This is a genomic window from Kitasatospora sp. NPDC056651, from assembly GCF_042792155.1.
Classification (GTDB): domain Bacteria; phylum Actinomycetota; class Actinomycetes; order Streptomycetales; family Streptomycetaceae; genus Kitasatospora.
Genome location: NZ_JBHTWX010000004.1, coordinates 15,743 through 38,157, shown reverse-complemented (window position 1 = coordinate 38,157; position 22,415 = coordinate 15,743). Strand labels below are relative to the sequence as shown.

Here is a 22,415-nt window from a genome sequence, read left to right as displayed (position 1 = left end):
TCCCGCTCCGGTTTTCGCCTCGCTCCCCGCGCCCGGGCGCCGGGGGCGGCTTCGCGTGGCCGACCGGGTGTACGCGCGGATCGCGGCCCGGGCCACCCGGGAGGTGCTGGCCGAGGCCTGGCCCGCCGGGCGGGCTAAGGGGGCGCCGCCGTACGTCTCGGTGACCGTACCGGGGAGCACGGTGACCGTCCGGGTCGCGGTCGAGCTGCCGTTCCCGTCGGACGTCGCGGCGCTGGCCGGGGCGGTGCGGGAACGGATCGCCGAGCGGGTGGCGGGGCTGACCGGGACCAAGGTGTCGAGAGTGGTCGTCGTGGTCGAGAAGTTGGTGACGGGGGGCGCCTCGTGACGGCGCGGGCCTCCGGGGCGAGGGACGAGCCGGAGGAGGTGCCGGACCGTCGGCGGGGGAAGGCCCGGAGGCTGCGGGCGCCCCGTACGGCCGCGGCGGCGCTGGTGGCCACGGGGGTGCTCGTGGTGACGGGGGCGTTCCTGTACGACGTCGTCGCGGTGCGGGTGGGGCACCCGGCCCGGCGGTGGCGGGCGCAGATCGCGGACGAGCTGGCGACGCGGCACCTGGACGACCTGGCGGTGCTGGTCGGAGCCGGAGTGGCGACCGCGCTCGGCGGGTGGCTGCTGTGGCTGGCCGTCGCGCCCGGGCTGCGGCGGTGGCTCGTGCTGCGGCCGTACGGGGGGACGACCGCGGCCGTCGACCGGGCCGGGGTCGGGCACCTGTTGGTGGACCGGGCGGCGGGGCTGGACGGGATCGACCACCTGCGCGTGCGGGTCGGGCGGCGGCGGGTCCGGGTCTCGTTGGTAGGGGTGGCGGATCCGGCGCTGGTGCAGCGGCAGCTGCGGGACGAGTTGGCGCGGGTGGGGCTGGGGCGGCCGCTGCGACTGGACGTGCGGACGGTGCGGGGGGCCGCGGCGGTGCGGGACGTCTCGGGGTCGGACCGGGGGGTGGCGGGGTGAGGCGGACGGTCGTCAACCGGGTGCTGCTCGGGGTGGTGGGGGCGGCGCTGCTGGGTGCCGGGGTGCTGGTGCTGGTGGGCGGACTCGATCTGTACCGGCGGCTGGGCGTGCACCCGCCGGGGTGGTGGCCGCTCACCTCGCCGGACCAGCCGGTGGTGAGCGGGCGCTCGCGGGGGCGGTGGGTGGCGTCTTCGTGGTGGTGGCCGACGGTGATCGGCGGGCTGGCCGTGCTGGTGGCGGGGGCGGCGTGGTGGCTGGTGGCGCAGCTGAGGCGCACCGGGCTGTCGAGCATCGTGGTGCCGACACCGGGGGTGAGCGGGCTTCGGCTGCGGGTGGGTGCGCGGGCGCTGGAGGAGGCGCTGGAGAACGGGACGGCGGTGCTGCCGGAGGTCGAGCGGGCCGGGGTGCGGCTGGTGCGCGCGCCGGGGCACCCGCGGCTGCGCGGTGCGGTGCGGTTGAGACCGGGCGGGGACCCGGCCGCGTTGGTGGAGCACTTCGAGGACGGGCCCCGGACGGATGCCCGCGGGAGTCTGCGGCTGGCCGAACTGCCGGCCGACCTGCGGATCCGGGTCCTCCAGGCGACCCCCGCCGAGCCCCGGCGTGGACGGGGTCGGCGGGGGAGGCGGGGGAAGCGGCCGTCGAGAGTGGAGTAGCGCGAGGCGGATCGTCGGCCCCGTCCGGTGGCGGGCGGGCCGGGGCGGGCCGGGGCGGGCCAGCCGGGGCGGACCGGTCCGCGGGGGGACGGATCAGAGCGGGCGCAGGGCGCCGCCGTCGACGGGGACCATGACACCGGTCAGGTACGAGGCGGCGGGGGAGAGCAGGAAGGCGGCGACCTTGCCGAACTCCTCGGGGGTGCCGTAGCGGCGCAGCGGGATGGTGGCCCCGGCCTGGGCACGGGCGGCATCGGGGTCGGCGGCGAGAGCGTCGAGCTCGCGGACCCGGTCGGTGTCGATCCGGCCCGGGAGCAGGCCGAGCACCCGGATGCCTCGGGGGCCGAGTTCGTCGGCGAGGGACTTGGCCGCCATGGCGAGACCGGGGCGCAGGCCGTTGGAGATGCCCAGACCGGGGATCGGCTGGCGGACCGAGGTGGAGAGCACGAACGCGATCGCGCCGCCGTCGGAGAGCGCGGCGGCGGTGGTGCGGGCGAGCCGGAGGGCGCCGAGGAAGACGGTCTCGAAGGCGTCGCGCCACGCGTCCTCGGGAGCGGTCTCGACCGGGCCTGCCTTGGGGCCGCCGACGCTGATCAGGATGCCGTCGAGACGGCCGAAGTGCTGCCGGGCCTCGGCGACGAGGCGCTCGGGGGTGTCGGGGGCGGCGTTGTCGGCGACGAGGCCCCGGGCGGTGCCGAGAGTGCCGAGTTCGGCGACGGCGGCGTCGACGGCCTGCGCGGTGCGGCCGCTGACGAGCACCCGGGCGCCGTCGGCGACGAGCTCACGGGCACTGGCGAGGCCGAGGCCTCGGGTGGCGCCGGTGACGATGTAGGCCTTGTCCTTCAGTCCGAGATCCATGAGGGACATCTTGCCGGGTCGGGGAGCGGCTACGGGTGCGGGGATCCGTCCCGCGCGCCCCCGGGACGGGGCTGGCGTTGACGCCGGGGGGAAGGTTTACCGTCGTGGACGGACGTGCGGGAGGAGAGGTTCGGCATGCGGATCGGGGAGTTGGCGGAGCGGGCGGGGACGACCACGCGGGCGTTGCGGTACTACGAGCAGTTGGGATTGTTGCCGGCCCGGCGGGCGGGCAACGGGTACCGGGCGTACGACGAGGGCGATCTGCGGCTGCTGCGGGAGATCCGGATGCTGCAGGACTTCGGGTTCGGGCTGGAGGAGACCAGGCCGTTCGTGGAGTGCCTGCGGGCGGGGCACCCGGAGGGGGACTCGTGTCCGGCCTCTCTGGAGGTGTACCGCAGGAAGCTGGGGGAGCTGGACGAGTGCATCGCCCGGCTCCAGGACGTGCGGTCGCGGGTGGCGGGGCAGTTCGAGCGGGCGGTCAAGGCCCGGGACGAGCTGGCCGCCGCCGAGGAACCGCCCCTGTGTGAACTGGTGAAGGAGTAGACGGTGGTGGAGATCGCGGGCGTGCCGGCGGTGACGGACGAGACGTTCGACACGGAGGTGCTGGCGGCGCGGGGGCCGGTGCTGGTGGACTTCACGGCGGACTGGTGCCCGCCGTGCCGGATGATGGCGCCGGTGCTGGCGGACATCGCGCGGGAGGAGGCGCACCGGCTGCGGGTGGTGACCGTGGACGTGGACCGCAACCCGCGGACGCAGGCGGCGTACGGGGTGCTCTCGATGCCGACGCTGATGGTGTTCCGGGACGGGCAGCCGGTGCGGTCGGTGGTGGGGGCGCGGGCGAAGGCGCGGTTGCTGCGGGAGCTGGCGGACGTGCTCTAGCTGAGGCCCTGTCCGGCCGATCTCGCCGCGGGCCGATCCGCCAAGCTCGACCGGACAGGACCCTAGGCGGCGGGGACGGCGTCGAGCGGGACTTCGGCCTCGGCGGCCTGCTTGGCGCGGTCCCTGGCCTCCCGGCGGGCGAGGACCCAGACGCCGACCGGGATCATCGCGGTGAACAGCCACCACTGGACGGCGTAGGCCATGTGCGGGCCGATGTCGGAGTGGTTGGGCTCGGGGATCAGCTGGGGCTGGTCGGCCGGGGCCGGGGTGGTGCCGGTGAGTTCGAGGTAGCCGCCGAGGAGCGGGGCGCCGGTCCGCCGGGCCTGTTCGTCGGTGTTGATCAGGTTGAACTGGCGGTCGGGCAGGCCGGTGCGGTCCTTGATGCCGCTGGCGCCGTAGGTCTCCTCGGCGCGCAGGCGGCCGCCGAGGGAGACCTCGCCGGCGGGGGCGGCCGGGACGGGCGGGTAGTCGGCGGCCCCGGCACCGGAGGCGACCCAGCCGCGGTTGACCAGGACGGTGCCCTTGCCGTCGGAGAGCCGGAACGGGGTCACCACGAAGTAGCCGATGGTCCCGCTGGAGTCGGTCCGCTTGCGGACCACGAACTCGTGCGCCGCGTCGTACTGTCCGGTGGCGGTCACCGCGCGCCAGGTGAGGTCCTTGGGGACCGCGAATCCCGGCGTCGGCGACAGGGTGTCGAACGGGACCGGCGCGTCTGTGAGGGCCTTGCCGATCAGCTCGTTCCGGGCCACCCGCGCCTCGTGGCGGTGCAGCTGCCAGAAACCCAGCTTGATCGTCGCGGGGATCAACAGCAGCGCGATCAGGATGGTGATCAGCCACTGTCGGGTCAGCAGAAAACGGTACACATGGGAACGGTACGCCGACCTCACAACGGGCTCACGCACCGGGGTGCGGGGCGACCTCGCGCAGAAGTTGGAGGAAGGCGTCCTCGCCGACCACCGGGGTGCCGACCTCACGGGCCTTGCGGGCCTTGCCGCTCCAGCTGTCCGGGTCGTTGGTGACCAGCAGGCTGGTGAGGCGGCTCACCGAGGTGGCGATGTGCAGGCCGGCCTCGACCGCGCGGTCCTCCAGGACCTCGCGGTCGGTGGCGGTGTCGCCGCTGATGGCCACCCGCATGCCCTGGACCAGCGGCTTGCCGTCCTCCCAGCGCCCCGGGTTGGGGTACGGGCAGGGCGGGCGCTTCTTGGTCTGGCGGTACGTGGCGCCGGTCCAGGTGCTGCGGCCGGGGGCGGGGGGCTCGTCCTGGCCGAGGTCGGTGACCGCGACGCAGTTCTGGAGCGGCAGCGGCACGCCGCCGTCGCGCGCGAGGTGCAGGCTGGGGCGGAAGGCCTCGGCGAGCACCCGGGCGTCGTCCAGGGCGTTGTGGGCGTGGCGCTGCCGGACGCCGAAGTGGGCGGCGAGCGAGGACAGTTTGCCGTTGGGCAGCGGCAGGCGCAGGTCGCGGGAGAGGACCATGGTGCACAGCCGCTGCTCGACCGGTGCGCGCCGGCCGGCCCGGGAGAACTCGCGGGAGATCATGTTCCAGTCGAAGAGCGCGTTGTGCGCGACCAGGACGCGGTTCTCCAGCCGCGCGGCGAAATCGTCGACGATCTGCGGGAAGGTCGGGGCGGAGGAGAGCAGCTCGGCGGTGAGGCCGTGGATCCAGACCGGGCCCGGGTCCCGCTCGGGGTTGACCAGGGTGTACCAGTGGTCGGTGACGTCGCCGTCCGCGTCCAGCTGGTAGACGCCCGCCGAGATGACGCGGTCGGAGCGGCCGAGACCGGTGGTCTCGACGTCGACGACCGCGAAGCCCCCGGCGGGGGCGGCGGAGCGCTGGGCGGGAACCGGGACGGTCCGCGGCACTCCGTACGTCTCGGGCTGGATCGGTTGCATGGTCCAACAGGATAAGGGGCCGTGCGGGGGACTCCGGCCGCGGTGTTCCGACCGACCGACCGGAATAGAGTGGTCGGCGGGGGTGTCGTACACCTGGTCGAGATCGTTTCAGCTAAGGAAAAGCGCATGCGTGCCACCGTGATTCACGGCCCCAACGACATCCGGATCGAAGACGTACCGGACCCGGTGATCCAGCAGCCGACGGACGTGGTGCTGCGGGTGGTCAACGCCTGCATCTGCGGCAGCGACCTGTGGGCCTACCGCGGGGTGGCGCGGCGGGTGGCCGGGCAGCGGATCGGGCACGAGTTCCTGGGCGTGGTCGAGGAGGTCGGCGCCGAGGTGCGCGGCTTCGCCAAGGGCGACCTGGTGGTGGCGCCGTTCGTCTGGTCGGACGGGAAGTGTGACTTCTGTCTCGAAGGCCTCCAGACCTCCTGCCCGCACGGCGGCTTCTGGGGGCAGGTCGGTTCGGACGGCGGCCAGGGCGAGGCGGTGCGGGTGCCGTTCGCGGACGGGACGCTGGTGAAGCTGCCGAAGGAGGCGGCGGGTGACGAGAAGCTGCTGCCCGGGCTGCTGGCGCTGTCCGACGTGATGGCGACCGGGCACCACGCCGCGGTCTCGGCGCGGGTGCGCCCGGGTGAGACGGTGGCGGTGGTCGGCGACGGCGCGGTCGGGCTGTGCGGTGTGCTGGCCGCGCACCGGCTGGGCGCGGGCCGGATCATCGCGCTGGGCCGGCACACGGCCCGTACCGAGCTGGCCCGTCGCTTCGGTGCCACGGACGTGGTGGCGGAGCGCGGCGAGGCCGCCGTCGAGGCGGTGAAGGAGCTGACCGGCGGCCAGGGCGCGCACGCGGTACTGGAGGCGGTCGGTACCGAGGAGTCGATGCGCACGGCCATCTCGATCGCCCGGGACGGCGGCGCGGTGGGCTACGTCGGGGTGCCGCACGGCGGCAGCGCGGGCGTCGACATCGGTCAGATGTTCGGCCGGAACGTCTCGTTGAACGGCGGTGTCGCCCCGGCCCGCGCGTACATCCCCGAGCTGCTGCCGGACGTGCTCTCGGGAGCGATAGAGCCGGGCCTGGTGTTCGACCGCACCGTCGGCCTCGACGGCGTTCCGGACGGCTACCGCGCGATGGACGACCGCTCGGCGCTGAAGGTGCGGATCACGTTCTGAGACACCGGTCTCCCGGCACCGGCCCGTGCCGCCCCGCGTGGGGTGCGGCACGGGCCGGTGCCGTTCTCCGGGCGGGCGGGAAGCGGCGGCCGGATCCCGGTCGTGGACGGAGTGGTCGCCGCGATGGACTGCTTTTCGGCCAATCGGATGGTCCGAGGGGGTGAACGGTCGACTGATCACGGTCAACCCCTTTCGGGGCGGGCAGGACGCTCCTAGCATTGCGCGGCGCGCACCAGGCCTGTGACGACCCTCACGTTCGACCGTCCCCCGTGTGACACATACGCCGAGGAGAGAGAGTGGATTCGCCGCCGATCACCAACGCCGCCACGGACGTCCGACTCATCGACGAGAGCGAGGACTTCCGCACGCTGCGGCGCTCGTTCCGCAGCTTCGCCTTCCCGGTCACCATCGGCTTCGTGCTCTGGTACCTGCTCTACGTCCTGCTCTCCTGCTACGCGCCCGGACTGATGCGCACCAAGGTCGTCGGGCACGTCAACGTGGCCCTGGTGCTCGGGCTGCTGCAGTTCGCGACCACCTTCGCCATCGCCGCCTGGTACGCCCGCTACGCGGACCGGCGGATCGACCCGTCCGCCGCGGCGATCCGCGAGGCGCACGGCTCCGTCGCCCACGCTCCCCGGGAGTCCGCCGAATGACCCTGCTCGCCAGCTCCGCCACCGAGCACCGCGGCCTGACGATGGCCCTGTTCGGCGTGTTCGTCCTGGCCACTCTCGGCATCACGGTCTGGGCCGGGCGCCAGACCAAGAGCGCCGCCGACTTCTACGCCGGCGGCCGCGGCTTCACCGGCTTCCAGAACGGCCTGGCCATCTCCGGCGACTACATGTCCGCCGCCTCCTTCCTCGGCATCGCCGGGACCATCGCGCTCAGCGGCTACGACGGCTTCCTCTACTCGATCGGCTTCCTGGTCGCCTGGCTGGTCGCGCTGCTGCTGATCGCCGAACCGCTGCGCAACTCCGGCCGCTTCACGATGGCGGACGTGCTCGCGTTCCGGATGCGCCAGCGCCCGGTGCGCACCGCGGCGGGCGTCTCCACCATCGTGGTGTCGATCTTCTACCTGCTCGCCCAGATGGTCGGCGCCGGCACCCTGGTGGCCCTGCTGCTCGGGGCCGAGGGGAACGCCGCCAAGCGCTGGACCATCGTCGGGGTCGGCGCGCTGATGATCGTCTATGTGGTGATAGGCGGAATGAAGGGCACCACCTGGGTGCAGATCGTCAAGGCGGTGCTGCTGATCGCCGGCGCCGCGCTGATGACCGTCCTGGTGCTGGCCAAGTACCACTTCAACCCCTCCGAGCTGCTCGGCGCGGCGGCGAGCGCCAGCGGCAAGGGCGAGGCGTTCCTCCAACCAGGGCAGAAGTACGGCAGCGGCACCGCCAAGCTCGACTTCATCAGTCTCGGCATCGCCCTGGTCCTCGGCACCGCCGGCCTGCCGCACATCCTGGTCCGCTTCTACACCGTCCCCACCGCCAAGGCGGCCCGGAAGTCGGTGCTCTGGGCGATCGGCATCATCGGCGTCTTCTACCTGATGACCCTGGCGCTGGGCTTCGGCGCGACCGCGCTGGTCGGCCCCAAGGCCATCAAGGCCGCGAACGCGGCGGGCAACACCGCCGCCCCGCAGCTGGCCGAGGCGCTCGGCGGGGGCGCCGGGACCACCGGCGGCGCGATCCTGCTCGCGGTGATCTCGGCGGTCGCCTTCGCCACCATCCTCGCCGTGGTCGCCGGGCTCACCCTGGCCTCCTCCGCCTCCTTCGCGCACGACCTCTACGCCAACGTGATCCGGCGCGGAAAGGCGTCCGAGAAGGAGGAGGTGTCGTCGGCGAAGTGGGCCGCGGTCGCGATCGGGGCGGTGGCGATCGCGCTCAGCCTCTTCGCGGACAAGCTCAACACCGCAGCCCTGGTCGCCCTGGCCTTCGCGGTCGCCGCCTCGGCGAACCTGCCCACCCTGCTCTACTCGCTGTTCTGGAAGCGCTTCACCACCGTCGGCGCGGTCAGCTCCGTCTACGCCGGGCTGATCACCTCGGTGACGCTGGTGGTCTTCTCCCCGGTGGTCTCCGGCGCGAAGACCTCGCTCTTCCCGCACTCCGACTTCCACTGGTTCCCGCTGGAGAACCCCGGCCTGATCTCGATCCCGGTCGGCTTCCTGGCCGGCTGGCTCGGCACGCTGCTGTCCAGGGAACGTCCCGACCCGGCGAAGTACGCTGAACTCGAGGTCCGCTCCCTGACCGGGCTGGGCGCCCACTGATCGTCCCTCGATGACTATGCTGGCCCGGCCCGCCGTGACGGTGGCCGGGCCGGCCGCATCTCGGGGAAGGACGCACGTGCTGCTCGACACGTTCGGACGACAGGCCGTCGACCTGAGGGTCTCCCTCACGGACCGGTGCAACCTCCGCTGCACCTACTGCATGCCGGAGGAAGGCCTCCAGTGGCTGGCCAAGCCGGACCTGCTGACCGACGAGGAGATCGTCCGACTGGTCACCGTCGCGGTGCGCGACCTCGGCGTGCGCGAGGTCCGCTTCACCGGCGGCGAGCCGCTGCTGCGCCCCGGGCTGGTCGCCGTCGTGGCCGCCTGCTCCGAACTGGAACCGCGCCCGGAACTCTCGCTGACCACCAACGGCATCGGACTGGCCCGCACCGCGAGCGCGCTGCGCGAGGCCGGGCTCGACCGGATCAACGTCTCGCTGGACACTCTCGATCCCGAGGTCTTCCACACCCTCACCCGACGCCACCGGCACCAGGACGTGCTGGACGGGCTGGCCGCCGCCGAGGCCGCCGGGCTGGCGCCGGTGAAGCTGAACACGGTGCTGATGCGCGGGGTCAACGACCACGAGGCGGCCGACCTGCTGGCCTGGTGCCTGGAGCGGGGGTACGAGCTGCGCTTCATCGAGCAGATGCCGCTCGACGCCCAGCACGGCTGGGACCGCGCGTCGATGGTCACCGCCGCGGAGATCCTGGACCTGCTGCGGGCCCGCTTCACGCTCACCCCGGAACCGTCCGCCCGGCGGGGCGCGGCACCAGCCGAGCGCTGGCTGGTGGACGGCGGCCCGGGCCGGGTGGGTGTGATCGCCTCGGTCACCCGGCCGTTCTGCCGGGCCTGCGACCGCACCCGGCTGACCGCCGACGGCCAGGTGCGCAACTGCCTGTTCGCGACCGGCGAGACCGATCTGCGCACCGCGCTGCGCTCGGGCGCGAACGACGCCGAACTCGCCGCGCTGTGGCGGGCGGCGATGTGGGGCAAGAAGGCCGGGGCCGGGATAGACGACCCGGAGTTCCTCCAGCCCGGGCGGCCAATGTCCGCGATCGGCGGCTAGAGCGGCTTCTTCGGCCGGAGCGACTCCTCGCGGACCCGGTCGGCTCTTCGCGGGCCCGGCCGACTACTCGGCGGCCTCGGGGGTCCAGTCGGCGAAGGCGACGACCTCCTTGAGGAAGCCCCGCACCCCGAGGAACTGGGACAGGTGCTCGCGGTGCCCGTCGCAGGCGAGCCAGGTCTTGCGGCGGTCCGGGGTGTGCAGCTTGGGGTTGTTCCACACCAGCACCCAGCCGGCGTCCGCCCGGCAGCCCTTGGCGGAGCAGATCGGCGTCTGCGGGGTGTCCATCGGGCCGTCCTCAACGAATTGGCGGGGGAGTCTGCACCGCCAGTCTGTCACGACCGCCCGGGGTGACCGGAGCCGGGCATGGCGACGCCGGGCAGCCACGGGGGGAGCCGCCCGGCGTCGGTCCGTCGCTCCGACGGGGGATGCGGAGCGCGTACGCAGTATGTCACGCCACGACCCTCGGATGGGGAGGTATTGCATGATTAATCTGAGCTTCTTTTGAGCTTTCGTTGAGTCAGATCGGGGTGAACTGGTGTGAAAAGGACGGTCAGTTCACGTCCTGTGAAGGATCGGTGGCCGCGGCCTTTGTCTCTCCTGTACCAGCTTTCGCACCGGCCCCACCCGTCCCACCGGGGCCGAGCATCACCGGGGTGTCGAGCGGGATGTCGAAGGTGCTCGGCAGCCCCGGAGCCCGCTCGCGGCCCGCGTTGGCGATCAGCACCGCGAAGTACGGCAGCAGCACAGCACCCGCCAGGGCGGCGAACGCCAGTACCCGTTGGACGTCCCACAGCACCACCGCGAGCAGCACACAGGCCGTACGGGCCAGCATCGAGATGACGTAGCGGCGCTGGCGCCCCCGGACGTCCTCGGTGAGGCTGCTGCGCGCTCCCGTGATCCGGAAGACCCGCCCGCCGTCGGCGCTCTTGCCCATGTGTCCTACCGCCCTCGTCGCGCACCCGCGCGACCGGCCGCGCGGCCTCCTCACGGTACGCCCGGGCACGGGCCGCGACGAGACCGGGTGCGCCGGACCCACCCGGTCGGGCACGCGAAGGGCCTGTCCGGCGGAGCGGACAGGCCCTGCGGCTGCGGGCGCCGGCGAGGTGGCACGGTGGCACGGCCCGCCGGGCCGGCCGGGCTAGGAGCGTCGGGAGAGGTACCGCGGTGGCACGGCGTCGGTGAGCCAGACACCGTTCTCGCTGACCCGGAACTCGTGGCCGGCCGCCGTCATCGCCGCCGCGTGCACGGTCAGCACCACCGGACGGCCGTGCCGCGCGCCGACCCGGGTCGCCGTCTCGGTGTCCGCCGAGAGATGGACGTCCCGGCGGGCCATCGGGATCAGGCCCTCGCGGAAGATCGCCGCCAGGTGCCGGTCGGCGGTGCCGTGGTAGAGCACCGGCGGCGGCACGGTGGCGGCCAGACCGAGGTCGACCGCCACCGTGTGGCCCTGGTTGGCGCGGATCGAGAGACCGTCCGGCGAGTAGCCGAAGCGGCGCTTGTTGTTGGTCGCGACGATGTGGTCCAGCTCGGCCCGGGTGAGCGGTCTGCCCCGTGCGGCGAGCCCGGCGAGCAGTTCGTCGACCCGGACCCAGCCGGCCCCGTCCAGCGTGACCCCCACCAGGGCTGGCTCGTGCCGCAGGACGCGCGACAGCATCTTGCTCGACCTGACCAGGCGCTTCTCGTCCATCATGTCTCTCGTATCCCCCCGTAGGTCAGCGGCTAAGAGGCCTGGCTGACCGAACTCATGTTGAAGTCCGCGACACGCACGGGTGGCATCGCGGTGCGGGTGACGTAGTCGCTCCACTCGCGGGGCAGGCAGCGCTCGGTGCGGCCCACCTCGGTGATCCGGTCCAGCAGGTCCACCGGGGACTCGTTGAACCGGAAGTTGTTGACCTCGCCGACGACCTCGCCGTTCTCCACCAGGTAGACGCCGTCCCGGGTGAGGCCGGTGAGCAGCAGCGTCGCCGGGTCCACCTCGCGGATGTACCAGAGGCAGGTGAGCAGCAGACCGCGCCCGGTGCGGGCGATCATCTCGTCCAGGGTCGGTGCCGACCCCTGGTCCGCCGTCTCCAGCACGAGGTTGTCGATCGCCGGGCGCAGCGGCAGGCCGGTGAGGGCGGCCGCGTGGCGGGTGGTGATCAGGTCGTTCAGCACGCCCTCGCGGATCCACTCGGTGGCGTCGATCGGCTGGCCGTTGTCGAAGACCGAGAACTCCGCTCCGGTGGAGTGGGCGAGCACGAACGGCGCGGCCTCCAGGCCGGGCTCGTGCGGGTCGGAGCGCAGCGTCAGCGGCAGGCCGCTGAGCTTGTCGCCGAGCCGGGTGCCCCCGCCGGGCTTGGAGAAGACCGTCCGGCCCTCGTGGGCGTCCCGGCCGCCGGAGGCCCAGTTGAGGCAGACCAGCAGGTCGGCGACGGCCGAGGGCGAGAGCAGCGTCTCGTACCGGCCGGCCGGCAGGTCCACCTTGCGGGCGCCCCAGCCGAGCCGCTTGGTCAGCTCGGTGTGCAGGGCGGCGACGTCGACATCGGCGAAGTCCCGGGTGCCGGCGCCGACCCAGGCCGAACTGGACAGGTCGGCGGTCTTGGCGTTGATCTCGACCATGCCGGTGGGCTGGTCGTGGCGCAGCCGCAGGCCGGTGGAGGTGCCCAGGTAGCTGGACGTCACCTCGTGCCGGGCGAAGCCGTACAGCAGCTCGCCCTGGGCGGCGGCGCGGGCGAAGGCCTCGCCGAGGGCCGGGCCGAAGGTGTCGAACACCGCGATGGAGGTCAGCGCGGGCGGTTCGGTGAAGTCCGGAGAGGAGGGGCGGTCGGCGATCAGCGGCTGGGCGTCCTCGGCCGGGCCGGCCGCGCGAGCGGCCTCCTCGGCGGCCCGCACCAGCCCCTCCACCTCCTGCGCGGTGACGGCCGAGCGGGAGACCACACCGGAGGCGGTGCCCCGGGCGCCGGCCACGGTGGCGATCACGGTGAGGCTGCTGCCGCGGGTGACGCCGTTGGTGGTCAGCGTGTTGCCCGCCCAGCGCAGGTTGGCGGTCGACGCCTCGTCGGCGATCACCACGCAGCCGTCGGCGCGGGAGAGGCCGAGCGCCAGCTCGACGAGTTCGTGGGGCTGCTTCGCGGTCATCAGTGACCCGCCTCCTGCTGGGTGTTGAGCACGTTGACGTTCCGGAACAGCGCCGACGGACAGCCGTGGCTGACCGCCGCGATCTGGCCGGGCTGCGCCTTGCCGCAGTTGAAGGCGCCGCCGAGGCGGTAGGTCTGCGGGCCGCCGACCGCGGCCATCGAACCCCAGAAGTCGGTGGTGGTGGCCTGGTAGGCGAAGTCCTTGACCTGACCGGCGAGCTCGCCGTCCTTGATGGCGTAGGCGCGCTGCCCGGTGAACTGGAAGTTGTAGCGCTGCTGGTCGATCGACCAGGAGCGGTCGCCCACGATGTACAGGCCGTTCTCCACCCCGGCGAAGAGGCCCTCGGTGTCCGGGCCGTCGGCCGCGGGCCGCAGCGAGACGTTGGCCATCCGCTGCACCGGGACGTGCGAAGGGGAGTCCGCGAAGGCGCAGCCGTTGGAGCGCTCGAAGCCCTTCAGCCCGGCCATGGCGCGGTCGAGCTGGTAGCCGACCAGCACGCCGTCCCTGACCAGGTCCCAGGACTGGGTGGCCACGCCCTCGTCGTCGTAGCCGATGGTGGACAGACCGTGCTCGGCGGTGCGGTCGCCGGTGACGTGCATCAGCTCGGAGCCGTACTTCAGCGAGCCGAGCTGGTCGAAGGTGGCGAAGGAGGTGCCGGCGTAGGCGGCCTCGTAACCGAGCGCGCGGTCCAGTTCGGTGGCGTGGCCGATCGACTCGTGGATGGTCAGCCAGAGGTTGGTCGGGTCGATGACCAGGTCGTAGCGGCCGGCCTCGACGCTCGGCGCCTTCATCTTCTCGGCCAGCAGGACGGGCAGTTCGGCGATCTCCGCGTCCCAGTCCCAGCCGTCGGTGGACGCCCCCCGGACCCCCGAGACGAACTCGTAGCCGCGGCCCACCGGCGGGGCCAGGGTCCGCATCGAGTCGAAGGCGCCGGTGCGCTCGTCGACCGAGGTCGCCTCCAGCTCGGAGTGGACCCGGATCCGCTGCTGGGTGGTCATCGTGCCCGCGGTGTCCGCGTAGAACTTGTTCTCCTGGACGGTCTCCAGGGCCGCCTGGACGTGCGAGACGCCCGCGGCGGCGAGCAGCCGGGAGCTGCGCTCGGCGAGCAGCGCGGTCTTCTCGGCGTCCGGCACCTCGAAGGGATTGAGCTCGTACGCGGAGACCCAGGTGACGTCCCGGTGCACCGGCTCGTCGGCCAGCTCGACCCGCTGGGCGGAGCCGGCCGCCCGGCTGATCCCGCCGGAGAGCCGGGCCACCGCGACGGCCTGCTCGGCGACCAGGGCCGCCCCGCCGGAGGTGAGGTCGACGCCGGCGGCGAAGCCCCAGGCGCCGTCCAGCAGCACCCGGACGGCGAAACCGAGCCGCACGCTGTCGGAGGTGCCGGCCGGACGTGCGTCGCGCAGCCGCCAGGAGGCGCTGCGGATCCGCTCCAGGCGGAAGTCGGCGTGGCTCGCGCCCAGCTCGCGGGCCCGGGTGAGGGCGGCGTCGGCGAGGGAGCGCAGCGGCAGGGCGAGGAACAGCGGGTCGACGGCGCGCCCGTGCGGGGCGCCGGAGCTGTCGGCCGGAGGGATCGGAGGCAATCGGGCTCCCAGGTCGCGGAGGGTGACGGTGCGGGCGCACGGGGGTGCCCGCACCGCATCATTTCCCGTCCACCGGGTTTCCGGCCAGCGCATTTCGACCGGTGCGCCGCGGTTCCGGAGAGTGCGGTTCGTGTGCCGACCCACTTATCTCCGGCCGTTTCCTGCCCCGGCCGTTTCCTGCCCCGGCCGTTTCCTTTCTCCGGCCGTTTCCTGCTCCGGTCGGTTCCTCCTTCTCCGGGCGGGGGAGGGGCGCGTCAGCCGACGGTCTCCCACCAGCCGTCCGGCTCCGGCGGGTTGTCGACGTCCACCCGCTCGCCGGGGCGCGGCACGGCCAGCGGGACGGCCTGGTCCTTGGCCGCCTTCACCAGCCGTTCGATCGGCTCGGACCACGGGTGCAGGCCCAGGTTGAAGGTGCACCAGTGGACGGGCACCAGCAGGCCGGCCGCCAGGTCCCGGTGCGCGAGCACGGCGTCCTCGGGAGTCATGTGGATGTCCGCCCAGGCCTCGTCGTAGGCGCCGATCTGGACCAGGGCGGCGTCGAACGGGCCGTGCTGCTCGCCGATCCGGGCGTAGCCCTCGAAGTAGCCGGAGTCGCCGGTGTAGAAGACCTTGCGGCGCGGGCCGGCGATCACCCAGGAGCCCCACAGGGTGGTGTTGCGGGTCAGCCCGCGGCCGGAGAAGTGGTGCGCGGCGGTCAGGGTGAGCACCAGGTCGCCCAGGGTGCAGGTCTCGTCCCAGTCCAGCTCGATGATCCGGTGCTCGGGGACGCCCCAGCGGCGCAGGTGGGCGCCGATGCCGAGCGGCACCGCGAAGGGCGCGGACTGGCTGCGCACCAGGCGCTTGACCGTCGCCATGTCCAGGTGGTCGTAGTGGTCGTGCGAGATCAGCACCGCGTCGACCGGCGGCAGCTCCTCCAGCTCCACCGGCACCGGGTGCAGCCGCTTGGGGCCGACGTGCGCGGCGGGGGAGCAGCGGTCGCTCCAGATCGGGTCGAGCAGCACCCGGAAGCCCTCGACCTCCACCAGTGCGGAGGCGTGCCCGTACCAGGTGACCTCGACGCCCTCGGCGGCCGGACCGGGCGGGGTGGCGGGGCGGACGGTCGGCACCGGGTGGGCGGGGACGCGGCCGGCCCGCTCGAACAGCATCCGGCGGGCGGTGGCGCCGTCGAAGCCGGGCGCCCCCTCGGTGCGGGCGAGCGTGGAGGGCGCGTTGTGGAAGACGCCGTCGCGGTACTGCGGGGAGTTGCGCACCCGCTCCTCGCGCTCGCCGTCCGGCCGCCGCCCGAACGCCGCAGGCAGGTCGCGCAGCGACCAGGCGGCCGCGCCGAGGCCGGCCGCCACGGCGGTGAGGGCCAGCAGTCGTCCGCGTCGGTGGGTGCTCCCGGGCCGTGCCTTGGTCATCCGCTCTGCCTTCGTCGCTCGCCGGGATGGTCGGGAATCGGTACGGCCGATCCCGGGCCGGCCAGCACCACGGGGGCAACGGGTGCGCCGGTCCGTGTTGTTCCCGTACAGTCGCCCCGATCCGGGCAACGCCCGGGCCTGGGCGATGTCCGCCACCGGGGTGGCCCGGGCGGGTGCGGATTGTCGGATTGCGACAGATCCGCCGGGGCGGCGCTGTGGGAGCCCGATGCGCCGCCGCCGCCGACCGCCCGATAGCGTCACACTGCGTACGCGATCCTGCGTACGTGCTCAGACACGGAGAGAGGTGGATCGTTGAGCCGCTCGGTTCTCGTCACCGGAGGAAACCGGGGCATCGGCCTCGCGATCGCCCAGGCCTTCGCCGAAGCGGGCGACAAGGTGGCCATCACCAGCCGTTCGGGCGAGGTGCCCGAGGCGCTGGCCAAGTACGACGTCCTCGCGGTCCGCTGTGACATCACGGACGCCGCGCAGGTCGACGCCGCCTTCACGGAGATCGAGCAGAAGCAGGGCGCGGTCGAGGTGCTGGTCGCCAACGCGGGCATCACCAAGGACACCCTGATGCTGCGGATGTCCGAGGAGGACTTCACCTCCGTCCTGGACACCAACCTGACCGGCACCTTCCGGGTGGTCAAGCGCGCCTCCAAGCTGATGATGCGGGCCAGGAAGGGCCGCGTCGTGCTGATCTCCTCCGTGGTGGGCCTGTCCGGCTCCCCGGGCCAGGCCAACTACGCCGCCTCCAAGGCCGGCCTGGTCGGCTTCGCCCGGTCGCTGGCGCGCGAGCTCGGCCCGCGCAACATCACCGTCAACGTGGTCGCCCCCGGCTTCGTCGACACCGACATGACCGCTGTGCTCAGTGACGAGCGCCGCGCGGAGATCGTCGCGGGCGTGCCGCTGGGCCGCTACGCGGCGCCCGCCGAGGTCGCCTCTACCGTGCGGTTCCTCTCGTCGGACGAGGCCGCGTACATCACCGGAGCCGTCATTCCCGTCGACGGCGGATTGGGCATGGGTCACTGATCATGAGTGGAATCCTCGAAGGCAAGCGGATCCTGATCACCGGTGTGCTGATGGAGTCCTCCATCGCCTTCCACACCGCCAAGCTCGCGCAGGAGCAGGGCGCGGAGATCATCCTCACCGCCTTCCCGCGTCCGAGCCTGACCGAGCGGATCGCCAAGAAGCTGCCGCACCCGGTCAAGGTGCTGGAGCTGGACGTGTCCAACGCGGAGCAGCTGGCCGGCATCGCCGACCAGGTCCGCGAGCACCTGCCGACCCTGGACGGCATCGTCCACTCCATCGGCTTCGCGCCGCAGGACGCGCTGGGTGGCAGCTTCCTGGACACCCCGTGGGAGTCCGTGGCCACCGCGATGCACGTCTCGGCGTACTCGCTGAAGTCGCTCACCACGGCGCTGCTGCCGCTGATGCAGGACGGCGGGTCGGTGGTCGGTCTGACCTTCGACGCGCAGTTCGCCTGGCCGCAGTACGACTGGATGGGCCCGGCCAAGGCCGCCCTGGAGTCGACCAACCGCTACCTGGCGCGCTACCTGGGCGAGCGGAACATCCGCTGCAACCTGGTCTCGGCCGGTCCGATCGGCTCGATGGCAGCCAAGTCCATCCCGGGCTTCGGTGAGCTGGCCGACACCTGGAACCACCGTTCCCCGCTGAAGTGGGACCTGAGCGACCCGGAGCCGGCCGGCCGCGGCATCGTCGCGCTGCTGTCGGACTGGTTCCCGAAGACCACCGGTGAGATCGTCCACGTCGACGGCGGTCTGCACGCCATCGGCGCCTGACGCTCCGCCCGTACACCGCTGCCCCGGCGCTCCCTTGCGGGAGGGCCGGGGCAGCGGTGTTTCGTCGGCCGGTGCCGGTGCCGGTGCCGGCACCGGGGACGAAGCCAGGAGCCCGGGTGCGGCCCTGCGCCGGGGGTGGGCCGGGGGTGGGTGGTCAGACCTCGGCGGTGGCACAGGCGCCGATCGCCCGGCCGGCCTCGACCGAGGCGCGCTGGGCGTCGCCGGCCCGGATGGCCTCCAGGATGGTGTGGTGGCCGATGTAGCGCTCGGCGATCAGCTCAGGGCCCACGTCGTGCCGCAGATGTTCGCGGGTGACCTCGCCGAGGTCGGCGTAGACGGCGAGCAGGACGTCGTTGTGGGCGGCGGCCACCACGGCCTGGTGGAAGGCGGCGTCGGCCTGGATGAAGTCCTCGGCGTCACCGGAGTGCCAGGCGGCCTCCCGGCGGGCCAGCGAGCCGTCGAGCATCTCCAGGTCGCGCGCGGTGCGGCGGTGGGCGGCGAGGCCCGCCGCCGAGGTCTCCAGCGCCGCCCGCAGCTCGGCGACCTGCGCCTGGTCGGCGTCGGCGAAGCGGCGGTGCATCACTCCGGCCAGCTCGCTGGTGGCCAGTACGTAGGTGCCGGAGCCCTGCCGGATGTCGAGCAGGCCGTTGTGGGCGAGGGCGCGGACGGCCTCCCGGACGGTGTTGCGGGCGACGCCGAGCTGCTCGACCAGCGCGGCCTCGGTGGGGATGCGGGAGCCGACCGGCCACTCCCCGGAAGTGATCTGGGCACGCAATTGTGCGATCACCTGATCGGACAGCGGGGTGCGCCTCGGCGAGGACAGCGCCACGGGGGACTCCTTGCGACTACGGCTCGGGTGGGGCCTGGGTGGAAGGTGGCCGGTGGAGAACGGTCGGCACATCATGCCAATTCCAGGATGCATCAATTCATCCCATCATTCTATGATGACCCTCATGCCCGCAGCTGACACCACCGATTCCTCCTCCCGGACCGAGACCCCGCCACCGCGGACCGAGCGGTCCGCCTCCGGCTCCGCCAAGTACCTGGGCGTGCTGTTCGCCGTCGCGATCGCCGCCGCCGCCGTGAACCTGCGCCCTGTGGTCACCAGCCTCGGGCCGATGCTCGACCCGGTCCGCGCCAGCCTCGGGATGAACCCGACGCTCGCCGGGCTGCTCACCGCCGTCCCGTCGCTCTGCTTCGCGCTGTTCGGCTTCGCCGCGCCCGCCGCGGCCCGCCGGATCGGCCCGATCGCCGTGATCACGGCCGGCATGGGCGCGATCACCGCGGGCGTGTTGGCCCGCTCCTTCGCCGGTGGCACCGTGGTCTTCCTGCTCTTCACCGCGCTCGCGCTGGCGGGCGTGGCGGTCTCCAACGTGCTGCTGCCGGTGGTGATCAAGCGGTACTTCCCGGAGAAGGTCGGTCCGATGATCGGCCTGTACTCCATGGCACTCTCCGCCGGCACCGCGCTGGCCGCCCTCGTCAGCGTCCCGCTGACCAACGCGCTCGGCGGCGACTGGCGCTACGGCCTGGGCGTCTGGGCCGGACTGGGCGCGCTCGCCCTGGTGCTCTGGGTGCCACTGCTGATGGCCAAGCGCGAGCGCGGCGAGCGCGCCGACGGTGCCGCGGCCCCCGTCAAGCTGCCGATCACCCGCAGCCGTACGGCCTGGGCCCTGGCCGGCTTCTTCGGCCTCCAGGCCACCGGCGCGTACGTGGTGATGGGCTGGCTGCCGAAGATCTTCCAGGACTCGGGCGTCGACAAGGGCACCTCCGGGGTGCTGCTCGCGGTCACCATGGTGATCGGCGTGCCGGTCTCCTTCGTCCTGCCCAACCTGGCCGCCCGGCGTGGCGACCAGCGGCTGTTCGTGGTGGTGCTGGCCGCCTGCGGCATCGCCGGGTACACCGGACTGGCACTCGCCCCGGCCGCTGCGCCGTGGGTCTGGGTGGTCCTCGTGGGCCTGTCCAACTGCGCCTTCCCGCTGGTGCTGACCATGATCGGGCTGCGTGCCCGGACCGCGGGCGGGGTGGCGCAGCTGTCCGTCTTCGCCCAGGGCGTCGGCTACCTGATCTCCGTCCCGGGCCCGATCCTGATCGGCCGGATGTACCAGGCCACCGGTCAGTGGTACTGGCCGCTGGGCTTCCTCGCACTGCTGCTGGTGCCGCAGATGCTGTTCGGCCTGCGCGCGGCGCGGGCCCGGCACATCGAGGACGAGGCGGTCCACCCGGTGGAGCCGGCGAAGGCGTGACGCCGACGGGCGGGACGCGATGGTGAGGGCCGAGGCCTGACAGCGAGGGCCGGGACCTGACAACGAAGGTCAAGGCCCGGCGGCGAAGGTCAAGGCCCTGCCAAGGCGGCGGGGCCAGCGGACGGCGGGCGTGTTCGGGATGGAAGAATCCCGGACATGCCCGTTCTCGATCCCAACCCCACCGACGGCCGCAAGCAGCTCGGCCGCATCGCCCTCGCCATCGTCGCCATCGCGGTGCTGGTGTCGATCATCGCCACCGTCGCCTCCTCGATCGGCTGACGGGTGCCCGTACGCCGCCTGGCCTGTCGTACCCGGCCCGTACGCCGCTCGGCCCGTACGGCACCCGGCCCGTACGTAGCCGGCCTGTACGTACCTGGCCCGTACGCCGCCTGACGCCTTGCCGAACGGGGGCGTGATGGCACTCGTCGCCCCATGGAGTGGCGGCATCCGGGAGCATCGCGCCCCCGGGCCGCTTTTCTGCCAAGCTTGCTGGGTATGAGCGCCGACACACCCCGCAGGATCATCGTTCTCCGCCATGCCAAGGCCGACTGGCCGAACGGGGTGGACGACCACGAGCGGCCGCTGGCCGACCGGGGCCGCCACCAGGCCCCGGACGCCGGCCGCTGGCTGGTCGACTCCGGCATCAACCCCGACTACGTGCTCTGCTCCACCGCGCTGCGCACCCGCGAGACCTGGAAGCTGGCGGCGCACGAGCTGCCCAAGCGGGCCCGCAAGACGGTGTACGAGGACCGGGTCTACGAGGCCAGCCCCGGCGAGATCATCGCCGTGCTCCAGGAGACCCCGGAGGAGTACTCGGACCTGGTGCTGGTCGGCCACAACCCGGGCGTGCTGGGCCTGACCCAGGTGCTGGCCGGGGACGCCGGCGACCCGGACGCGCTGGAGCGGCTGCGGCTCGGGGGCTTCCCGACGGCGGCGATCGCGGTGCTCAGCTTCAACGGTTCCTGGAAGGGCGTCGAACCGGGCGTGGCCGAGCTGGTCTCGTACCACACACCGCAGGACTGATCCCGGCGACATCCGTGAGGGCCGGGCCCGGGCACATTCACGAGGGGCGGGCCCGGGAACGTCCGTGAGGGGCGCGCGGATCGAATCCGCGCGCCCCTCGGGCTTGTCCGCAGGCACCTTCTCGGGCGGGCCTCACTCCATCGGCCCTGACCGGGGCGAGCCCTCTCGGGAGGGTCCCGCTTCGATCCGGCTCTATTCGGTCGGGGTGCCGTGCAGCGCGTCGGCCGCCTCGACCTCCTCGCGGGTGATGCCCAGCAGGTACAGCACGGTGTCCAGGAACGGCACGTTCACCGCGGTGTCGGCGGCTTCGCGCACCACCGGCTTGGCGTTGAACGCCACCCCGAGCCCGGCCGCGTTCAGCATGTCCAGGTCGTTGGCGCCGTCACCGATCGCCACCGTCTGCTCCAGCGGCACCTTCGCCTGCTCGGCGAAGCGGGCCAGCCAACGGGCCTTGCCCGCCCGGTCCACGATCTCGCCGACCACCCGGCCGGTGAACCTGCCGTCCACCACCTCCAGGGTGTTCGCGGCCGCGAAGTCCAGTCCCAGCTGCTCCACCAGGTGATCGGTGACCTGGGTGAACCCGCCGGACACCACCGCGACCTGGTAGCCGAGGCGCTGGAGCGTGCGGATCAGGGTGCGCGCGCCCGGCGTGAAGCGGACCTCGGCGCGCACCTTCTCGGTCACCGAGGCGTCCAGCCCGGCCAGCAGCGCCACGCGGGCCCGCAGCGACTCGGCGAAGTCCAGCTCGCCGCGCATCGCCGCCGCCGTCACCTCGGCGACCTTCTCCTCGCAGCCCGCGTGGGCGGCGAACAGCTCGATCACCTCGTCCTGGATGAGAGTGGAGTCGACGTCCATGACCACCAGGCGCTTGGCCCGGCGCTCCAGCCCGGCGGCGACCACCGCGACGTCCACCCGCTGCGTGGCCGCCTCCTGGGCCAGCGCGGCCCGCAGCTCGTCGGTGGCCACACCGGAGACGGCCAGCTCGACCGCCGTCACCGGATACTTGGCGAGCCGGAAGACACGGTCGATGTTGCCGCCGGAAGCGGTGATCCGGGAGGTGAGCGCCGAGACGGCGGCGGCGGTCAACGGGTTGCCGAGCACCGTGACGTGCGAGCGGCCCTCGCGGCGCGGCCGGTTGTCACCGATACCGGAGAGGATCTCGGCCTGGAGCTTCTGCTCGTCGGCCCAGCGGTGGACGGTGGCGCGCAGCCCACCCTCGGCGCCGGGTGCGGGGGGAGGAGTGACCAGGGCGCACAGCGTGATGCGGCCACGGGTGACGACCTGCTCGATGTCGATGACGTCGACGCCGAAACCGGCCAGCGTCGCGAAGAGGCCGGCGGTGATGCCGGGGCGGTCCTTGCCGAACACCTTGACGAGCAGGGTGCGCTCGTCCGCGGTCCGGTGCTGGGCGGCGGGGAGGGGCTCAGCGGCCAGGGGCGATGCGTTCATGGTGCCTCCCACGCTACCGGGCGCCCGGCGGCCCGGGAGCACCCGTCCCACCTCGCGGGACGAGG

General features: G+C 73.1%; 25 protein-coding genes. 14 read left to right on the top strand and 11 right to left on the bottom strand.

What is annotated here, in order from left to right; all coding sequences use genetic code 11:
• Nucleotides 1–55 precede the first annotated feature (55 nt).
• The 3 genes from ACFRAR_RS03525 to ACFRAR_RS03515 are packed head-to-tail and all read left to right on the top strand — an operon-like array spanning nucleotide 56 to nucleotide 1,619.
• Entirely contained in the window at nucleotides 56–346 is a 291-nt protein-coding gene (locus tag ACFRAR_RS03525) for a hypothetical protein (RefSeq protein WP_380694301.1), read from the top strand.
• On the top strand, nucleotides 343–966 hold the full coding sequence (locus ACFRAR_RS03520; protein WP_380694299.1) for a DUF6286 domain-containing protein: 624 nt from the start codon (nucleotides 343–345) through the stop codon (nucleotides 964–966). The genes ACFRAR_RS03525 and ACFRAR_RS03520 overlap by 4 nt, the downstream gene beginning before the upstream one ends.
• Entirely contained in the window at nucleotides 963–1,619 is a 657-nt protein-coding gene (locus ACFRAR_RS03515) for an alkaline shock response membrane anchor protein AmaP (protein ID WP_380694297.1), read from the top strand. Before ACFRAR_RS03520 ends, ACFRAR_RS03515 begins: the two co-directional genes overlap by 4 nt.
• A gap of 93 nt (nucleotides 1,620–1,712) precedes the next feature.
• Here ACFRAR_RS03515 and ACFRAR_RS03510 read toward each other — a convergent pair whose 3' ends face one another.
• Nucleotides 1,713–2,474 (bottom strand): SDR family oxidoreductase, encoded by a 762-nt coding sequence (locus ACFRAR_RS03510; RefSeq protein WP_380694295.1) that lies wholly within the window; start codon nucleotides 2,472–2,474, stop codon nucleotides 1,713–1,715.
• 135 nt (nucleotides 2,475–2,609) lie between these two features.
• On the opposite strand from ACFRAR_RS03510, the gene ACFRAR_RS03505 reads away from it, so the two are divergent.
• Complete coding sequence (locus ACFRAR_RS03505) at nucleotides 2,610–3,017, top strand: MerR family transcriptional regulator (protein WP_380694293.1); 408 nt, start codon at nucleotides 2,610–2,612, stop codon at nucleotides 3,015–3,017.
• A 3-nt stretch (nucleotides 3,018–3,020) separates the two neighbouring features.
• The gene (trxA, locus tag ACFRAR_RS03500) at nucleotides 3,021–3,353 is read left to right on the top strand and encodes a thioredoxin (RefSeq protein ID WP_380694291.1); all 333 of its coding nucleotides are present in this window, start codon (nucleotides 3,021–3,023) and stop codon (nucleotides 3,351–3,353) included.
• Between the two features lie 62 nt (nucleotides 3,354–3,415).
• Here the strand turns inward: trxA and ACFRAR_RS03495 are convergent, their stop codons facing one another.
• Nucleotides 3,416–4,216 carry an SURF1 family protein gene (locus tag ACFRAR_RS03495; RefSeq protein ID WP_380694289.1) on the bottom strand — a complete coding sequence of 267 codons (801 nt, stop codon included), beginning with the start codon at nucleotides 4,214–4,216 and terminating at the stop codon, nucleotides 3,416–3,418.
• Nucleotides 4,217–4,247: 31 nt separating this feature from the next.
• Nucleotides 4,248–5,243: a DEDDh family exonuclease gene (locus tag ACFRAR_RS03490; RefSeq protein WP_380694287.1), complete on the bottom strand. Its 996-nt coding sequence runs from the start codon at nucleotides 5,241–5,243 to the stop codon at nucleotides 4,248–4,250.
• Nucleotides 5,244–5,369: 126 nt separating this feature from the next.
• Between ACFRAR_RS03490 and ACFRAR_RS03485 the strand changes: the two genes are divergently transcribed.
• From ACFRAR_RS03485 to moaA, 4 genes are all read left to right on the top strand, one after another.
• Nucleotides 5,370–6,413, top strand: coding sequence for a zinc-dependent alcohol dehydrogenase family protein (locus tag ACFRAR_RS03485; protein WP_380694285.1), 1,044 nt, complete (start codon nucleotides 5,370–5,372; stop codon nucleotides 6,411–6,413).
• Nucleotides 6,414–6,709: 296 nt separating this feature from the next.
• Entirely contained in the window at nucleotides 6,710–7,066 is a 357-nt protein-coding gene (locus tag ACFRAR_RS03480) for a DUF485 domain-containing protein (protein ID WP_380694283.1), read from the top strand.
• Nucleotides 7,063–8,670 (top strand): cation acetate symporter, encoded by a 1,608-nt coding sequence (locus ACFRAR_RS03475; RefSeq protein ID WP_380694281.1) that lies wholly within the window; start codon nucleotides 7,063–7,065, stop codon nucleotides 8,668–8,670. The genes ACFRAR_RS03480 and ACFRAR_RS03475 overlap by 4 nt, the downstream gene beginning before the upstream one ends.
• A 16-nt stretch (nucleotides 8,671–8,686) precedes the next feature.
• On the top strand, nucleotides 8,687–9,736 hold the full coding sequence (gene moaA / locus ACFRAR_RS03470) for a GTP 3',8-cyclase MoaA (protein ID WP_380694494.1): 1,050 nt from the start codon (nucleotides 8,687–8,689) through the stop codon (nucleotides 9,734–9,736).
• Between the two features lie 63 nt (nucleotides 9,737–9,799).
• Here moaA and ACFRAR_RS03465 read toward each other — a convergent pair whose 3' ends face one another.
• From ACFRAR_RS03465 to ACFRAR_RS03440, 6 genes are all read right to left on the bottom strand, one after another.
• Nucleotides 9,800–10,021 carry a hypothetical protein gene (locus tag ACFRAR_RS03465; RefSeq protein ID WP_380694279.1) on the bottom strand — a complete coding sequence of 74 codons (222 nt, stop codon included), beginning with the start codon at nucleotides 10,019–10,021 and terminating at the stop codon, nucleotides 9,800–9,802.
• A 265-nt stretch (nucleotides 10,022–10,286) separates the two neighbouring features.
• Nucleotides 10,287–10,670, bottom strand: a complete 384-nt coding sequence (locus ACFRAR_RS03460; RefSeq protein ID WP_380694277.1) for a DUF3099 domain-containing protein — start codon at nucleotides 10,668–10,670, stop codon at nucleotides 10,287–10,289.
• Between the two features lie 204 nt (nucleotides 10,671–10,874).
• Nucleotides 10,875–11,423: an RNA 2'-phosphotransferase gene (locus ACFRAR_RS03455; RefSeq protein WP_380694492.1), complete on the bottom strand. Its 549-nt coding sequence runs from the start codon at nucleotides 11,421–11,423 to the stop codon at nucleotides 10,875–10,877.
• 32 nt (nucleotides 11,424–11,455) lie between these two features.
• On the bottom strand, nucleotides 11,456–12,853 hold the full coding sequence (locus tag ACFRAR_RS03450; protein WP_380694275.1) for a metallopeptidase TldD-related protein: 1,398 nt from the start codon (nucleotides 12,851–12,853) through the stop codon (nucleotides 11,456–11,458).
• Nucleotides 12,853–14,433, bottom strand: a complete 1,581-nt coding sequence (locus tag ACFRAR_RS03445; protein ID WP_380694273.1) for a TldD/PmbA family protein — start codon at nucleotides 14,431–14,433, stop codon at nucleotides 12,853–12,855. Before ACFRAR_RS03445 ends, ACFRAR_RS03450 begins: the two co-directional genes overlap by 1 nt.
• A 254-nt stretch (nucleotides 14,434–14,687) precedes the next feature.
• Nucleotides 14,688–15,833: an MBL fold metallo-hydrolase gene (locus tag ACFRAR_RS03440; protein ID WP_380694271.1), complete on the bottom strand. Its 1,146-nt coding sequence runs from the start codon at nucleotides 15,831–15,833 to the stop codon at nucleotides 14,688–14,690.
• A gap of 312 nt (nucleotides 15,834–16,145) precedes the next feature.
• Here ACFRAR_RS03440 and fabG point away from each other — a divergent pair, with 312 nt between their 5' ends.
• Both fabG and fabI read left to right on the top strand, forming a co-directional pair.
• Complete coding sequence (fabG, locus tag ACFRAR_RS03435; protein ID WP_380694269.1) at nucleotides 16,146–16,865, top strand: 3-oxoacyl-[acyl-carrier-protein] reductase; 720 nt, start codon at nucleotides 16,146–16,148, stop codon at nucleotides 16,863–16,865.
• 2 nt (nucleotides 16,866–16,867) lie between these two features.
• Entirely contained in the window at nucleotides 16,868–17,635 is a 768-nt protein-coding gene (gene fabI, locus ACFRAR_RS03430; protein WP_380694267.1) for an enoyl-ACP reductase FabI, read from the top strand.
• A 154-nt stretch (nucleotides 17,636–17,789) separates the two neighbouring features.
• Here the strand turns inward: fabI and ACFRAR_RS03425 are convergent, their stop codons facing one another.
• Nucleotides 17,790–18,464, bottom strand: a complete 675-nt coding sequence (locus tag ACFRAR_RS03425) for a FadR/GntR family transcriptional regulator (protein ID WP_380694265.1) — start codon at nucleotides 18,462–18,464, stop codon at nucleotides 17,790–17,792.
• Nucleotides 18,465–18,588: 124 nt separating this feature from the next.
• Here ACFRAR_RS03425 and ACFRAR_RS03420 point away from each other — a divergent pair, with 124 nt between their 5' ends.
• The 3 genes from ACFRAR_RS03420 (at nucleotide 18,589) to ACFRAR_RS03410 (ending at nucleotide 20,901) form a co-directional block, all read left to right on the top strand.
• Nucleotides 18,589–19,878: a CynX/NimT family MFS transporter gene (locus ACFRAR_RS03420; RefSeq protein WP_380694263.1), complete on the top strand. Its 1,290-nt coding sequence runs from the start codon at nucleotides 18,589–18,591 to the stop codon at nucleotides 19,876–19,878.
• A 156-nt stretch (nucleotides 19,879–20,034) separates the two neighbouring features.
• Nucleotides 20,035–20,157, top strand: coding sequence for an SGM_5486 family transporter-associated protein (locus ACFRAR_RS03415; RefSeq protein WP_380694261.1), 123 nt, complete (start codon nucleotides 20,035–20,037; stop codon nucleotides 20,155–20,157).
• 216 nt (nucleotides 20,158–20,373) lie between these two features.
• Nucleotides 20,374–20,901 carry a SixA phosphatase family protein gene (locus ACFRAR_RS03410; protein WP_380694259.1) on the top strand — a complete coding sequence of 176 codons (528 nt, stop codon included), beginning with the start codon at nucleotides 20,374–20,376 and terminating at the stop codon, nucleotides 20,899–20,901.
• A 192-nt stretch (nucleotides 20,902–21,093) separates the two neighbouring features.
• Here the strand turns inward: ACFRAR_RS03410 and serB are convergent, their stop codons facing one another.
• Nucleotides 21,094–22,350, bottom strand: coding sequence for a phosphoserine phosphatase SerB (serB, locus tag ACFRAR_RS03405; RefSeq protein ID WP_380694257.1), 1,257 nt, complete (start codon nucleotides 22,348–22,350; stop codon nucleotides 21,094–21,096).
• Nucleotides 22,351–22,415: the final 65 nt, after the last annotated feature.

What these genes read in the sequence shown, in the direction of transcription:
- ACFRAR_RS03510 (WP_380694295.1), bottom strand. Translation starts at nt 2,474, where the DNA reads ATGGATCTCGGACTGAAGGACAAGGCCTACATCGTCACCGGCGCCACC.
- ACFRAR_RS03505 (WP_380694293.1), top strand. Translation starts at nt 2,610, where the DNA reads ATGCGGATCGGGGAGTTGGCGGAGCGGGCGGGGACGACCACGCGGGCG.
- ACFRAR_RS03490 (WP_380694287.1), bottom strand. Translation starts at nt 5,243, where the DNA reads ATGCAACCGATCCAGCCCGAGACGTACGGAGTGCCGCGGACCGTCCCG.
- ACFRAR_RS03485 (WP_380694285.1), top strand. Translation starts at nt 5,370, where the DNA reads ATGCGTGCCACCGTGATTCACGGCCCCAACGACATCCGGATCGAAGAC.
- ACFRAR_RS03475 (WP_380694281.1), top strand. Translation starts at nt 7,063, where the DNA reads ATGACCCTGCTCGCCAGCTCCGCCACCGAGCACCGCGGCCTGACGATG.
- moaA (WP_380694494.1), top strand. Translation starts at nt 8,687, where the DNA reads ATGCTGGCCCGGCCCGCCGTGACGGTGGCCGGGCCGGCCGCATCTCGG.
- ACFRAR_RS03465 (WP_380694279.1), bottom strand. Translation starts at nt 10,021, where the DNA reads ATGGACACCCCGCAGACGCCGATCTGCTCCGCCAAGGGCTGCCGGGCG.
- ACFRAR_RS03460 (WP_380694277.1), bottom strand. Translation starts at nt 10,670, where the DNA reads ATGGGCAAGAGCGCCGACGGCGGGCGGGTCTTCCGGATCACGGGAGCG.
- ACFRAR_RS03455 (WP_380694492.1), bottom strand. Translation starts at nt 11,423, where the DNA reads ATGGACGAGAAGCGCCTGGTCAGGTCGAGCAAGATGCTGTCGCGCGTC.
- ACFRAR_RS03450 (WP_380694275.1), bottom strand. Translation starts at nt 12,853, where the DNA reads ATGACCGCGAAGCAGCCCCACGAACTCGTCGAGCTGGCGCTCGGCCTC.
- ACFRAR_RS03440 (WP_380694271.1), bottom strand. Translation starts at nt 15,833, where the DNA reads ATGACCAAGGCACGGCCCGGGAGCACCCACCGACGCGGACGACTGCTG.
- fabI (WP_380694267.1), top strand. Translation starts at nt 16,868, where the DNA reads ATGAGTGGAATCCTCGAAGGCAAGCGGATCCTGATCACCGGTGTGCTG.
- ACFRAR_RS03420 (WP_380694263.1), top strand. Translation starts at nt 18,589, where the DNA reads ATGCCCGCAGCTGACACCACCGATTCCTCCTCCCGGACCGAGACCCCG.
- ACFRAR_RS03415 (WP_380694261.1), top strand. Translation starts at nt 20,035, where the DNA reads ATGCCCGTTCTCGATCCCAACCCCACCGACGGCCGCAAGCAGCTCGGC.
- ACFRAR_RS03410 (WP_380694259.1), top strand. Translation starts at nt 20,374, where the DNA reads ATGAGCGCCGACACACCCCGCAGGATCATCGTTCTCCGCCATGCCAAG.
- serB (WP_380694257.1), bottom strand. Translation starts at nt 22,350, where the DNA reads ATGAACGCATCGCCCCTGGCCGCTGAGCCCCTCCCCGCCGCCCAGCAC.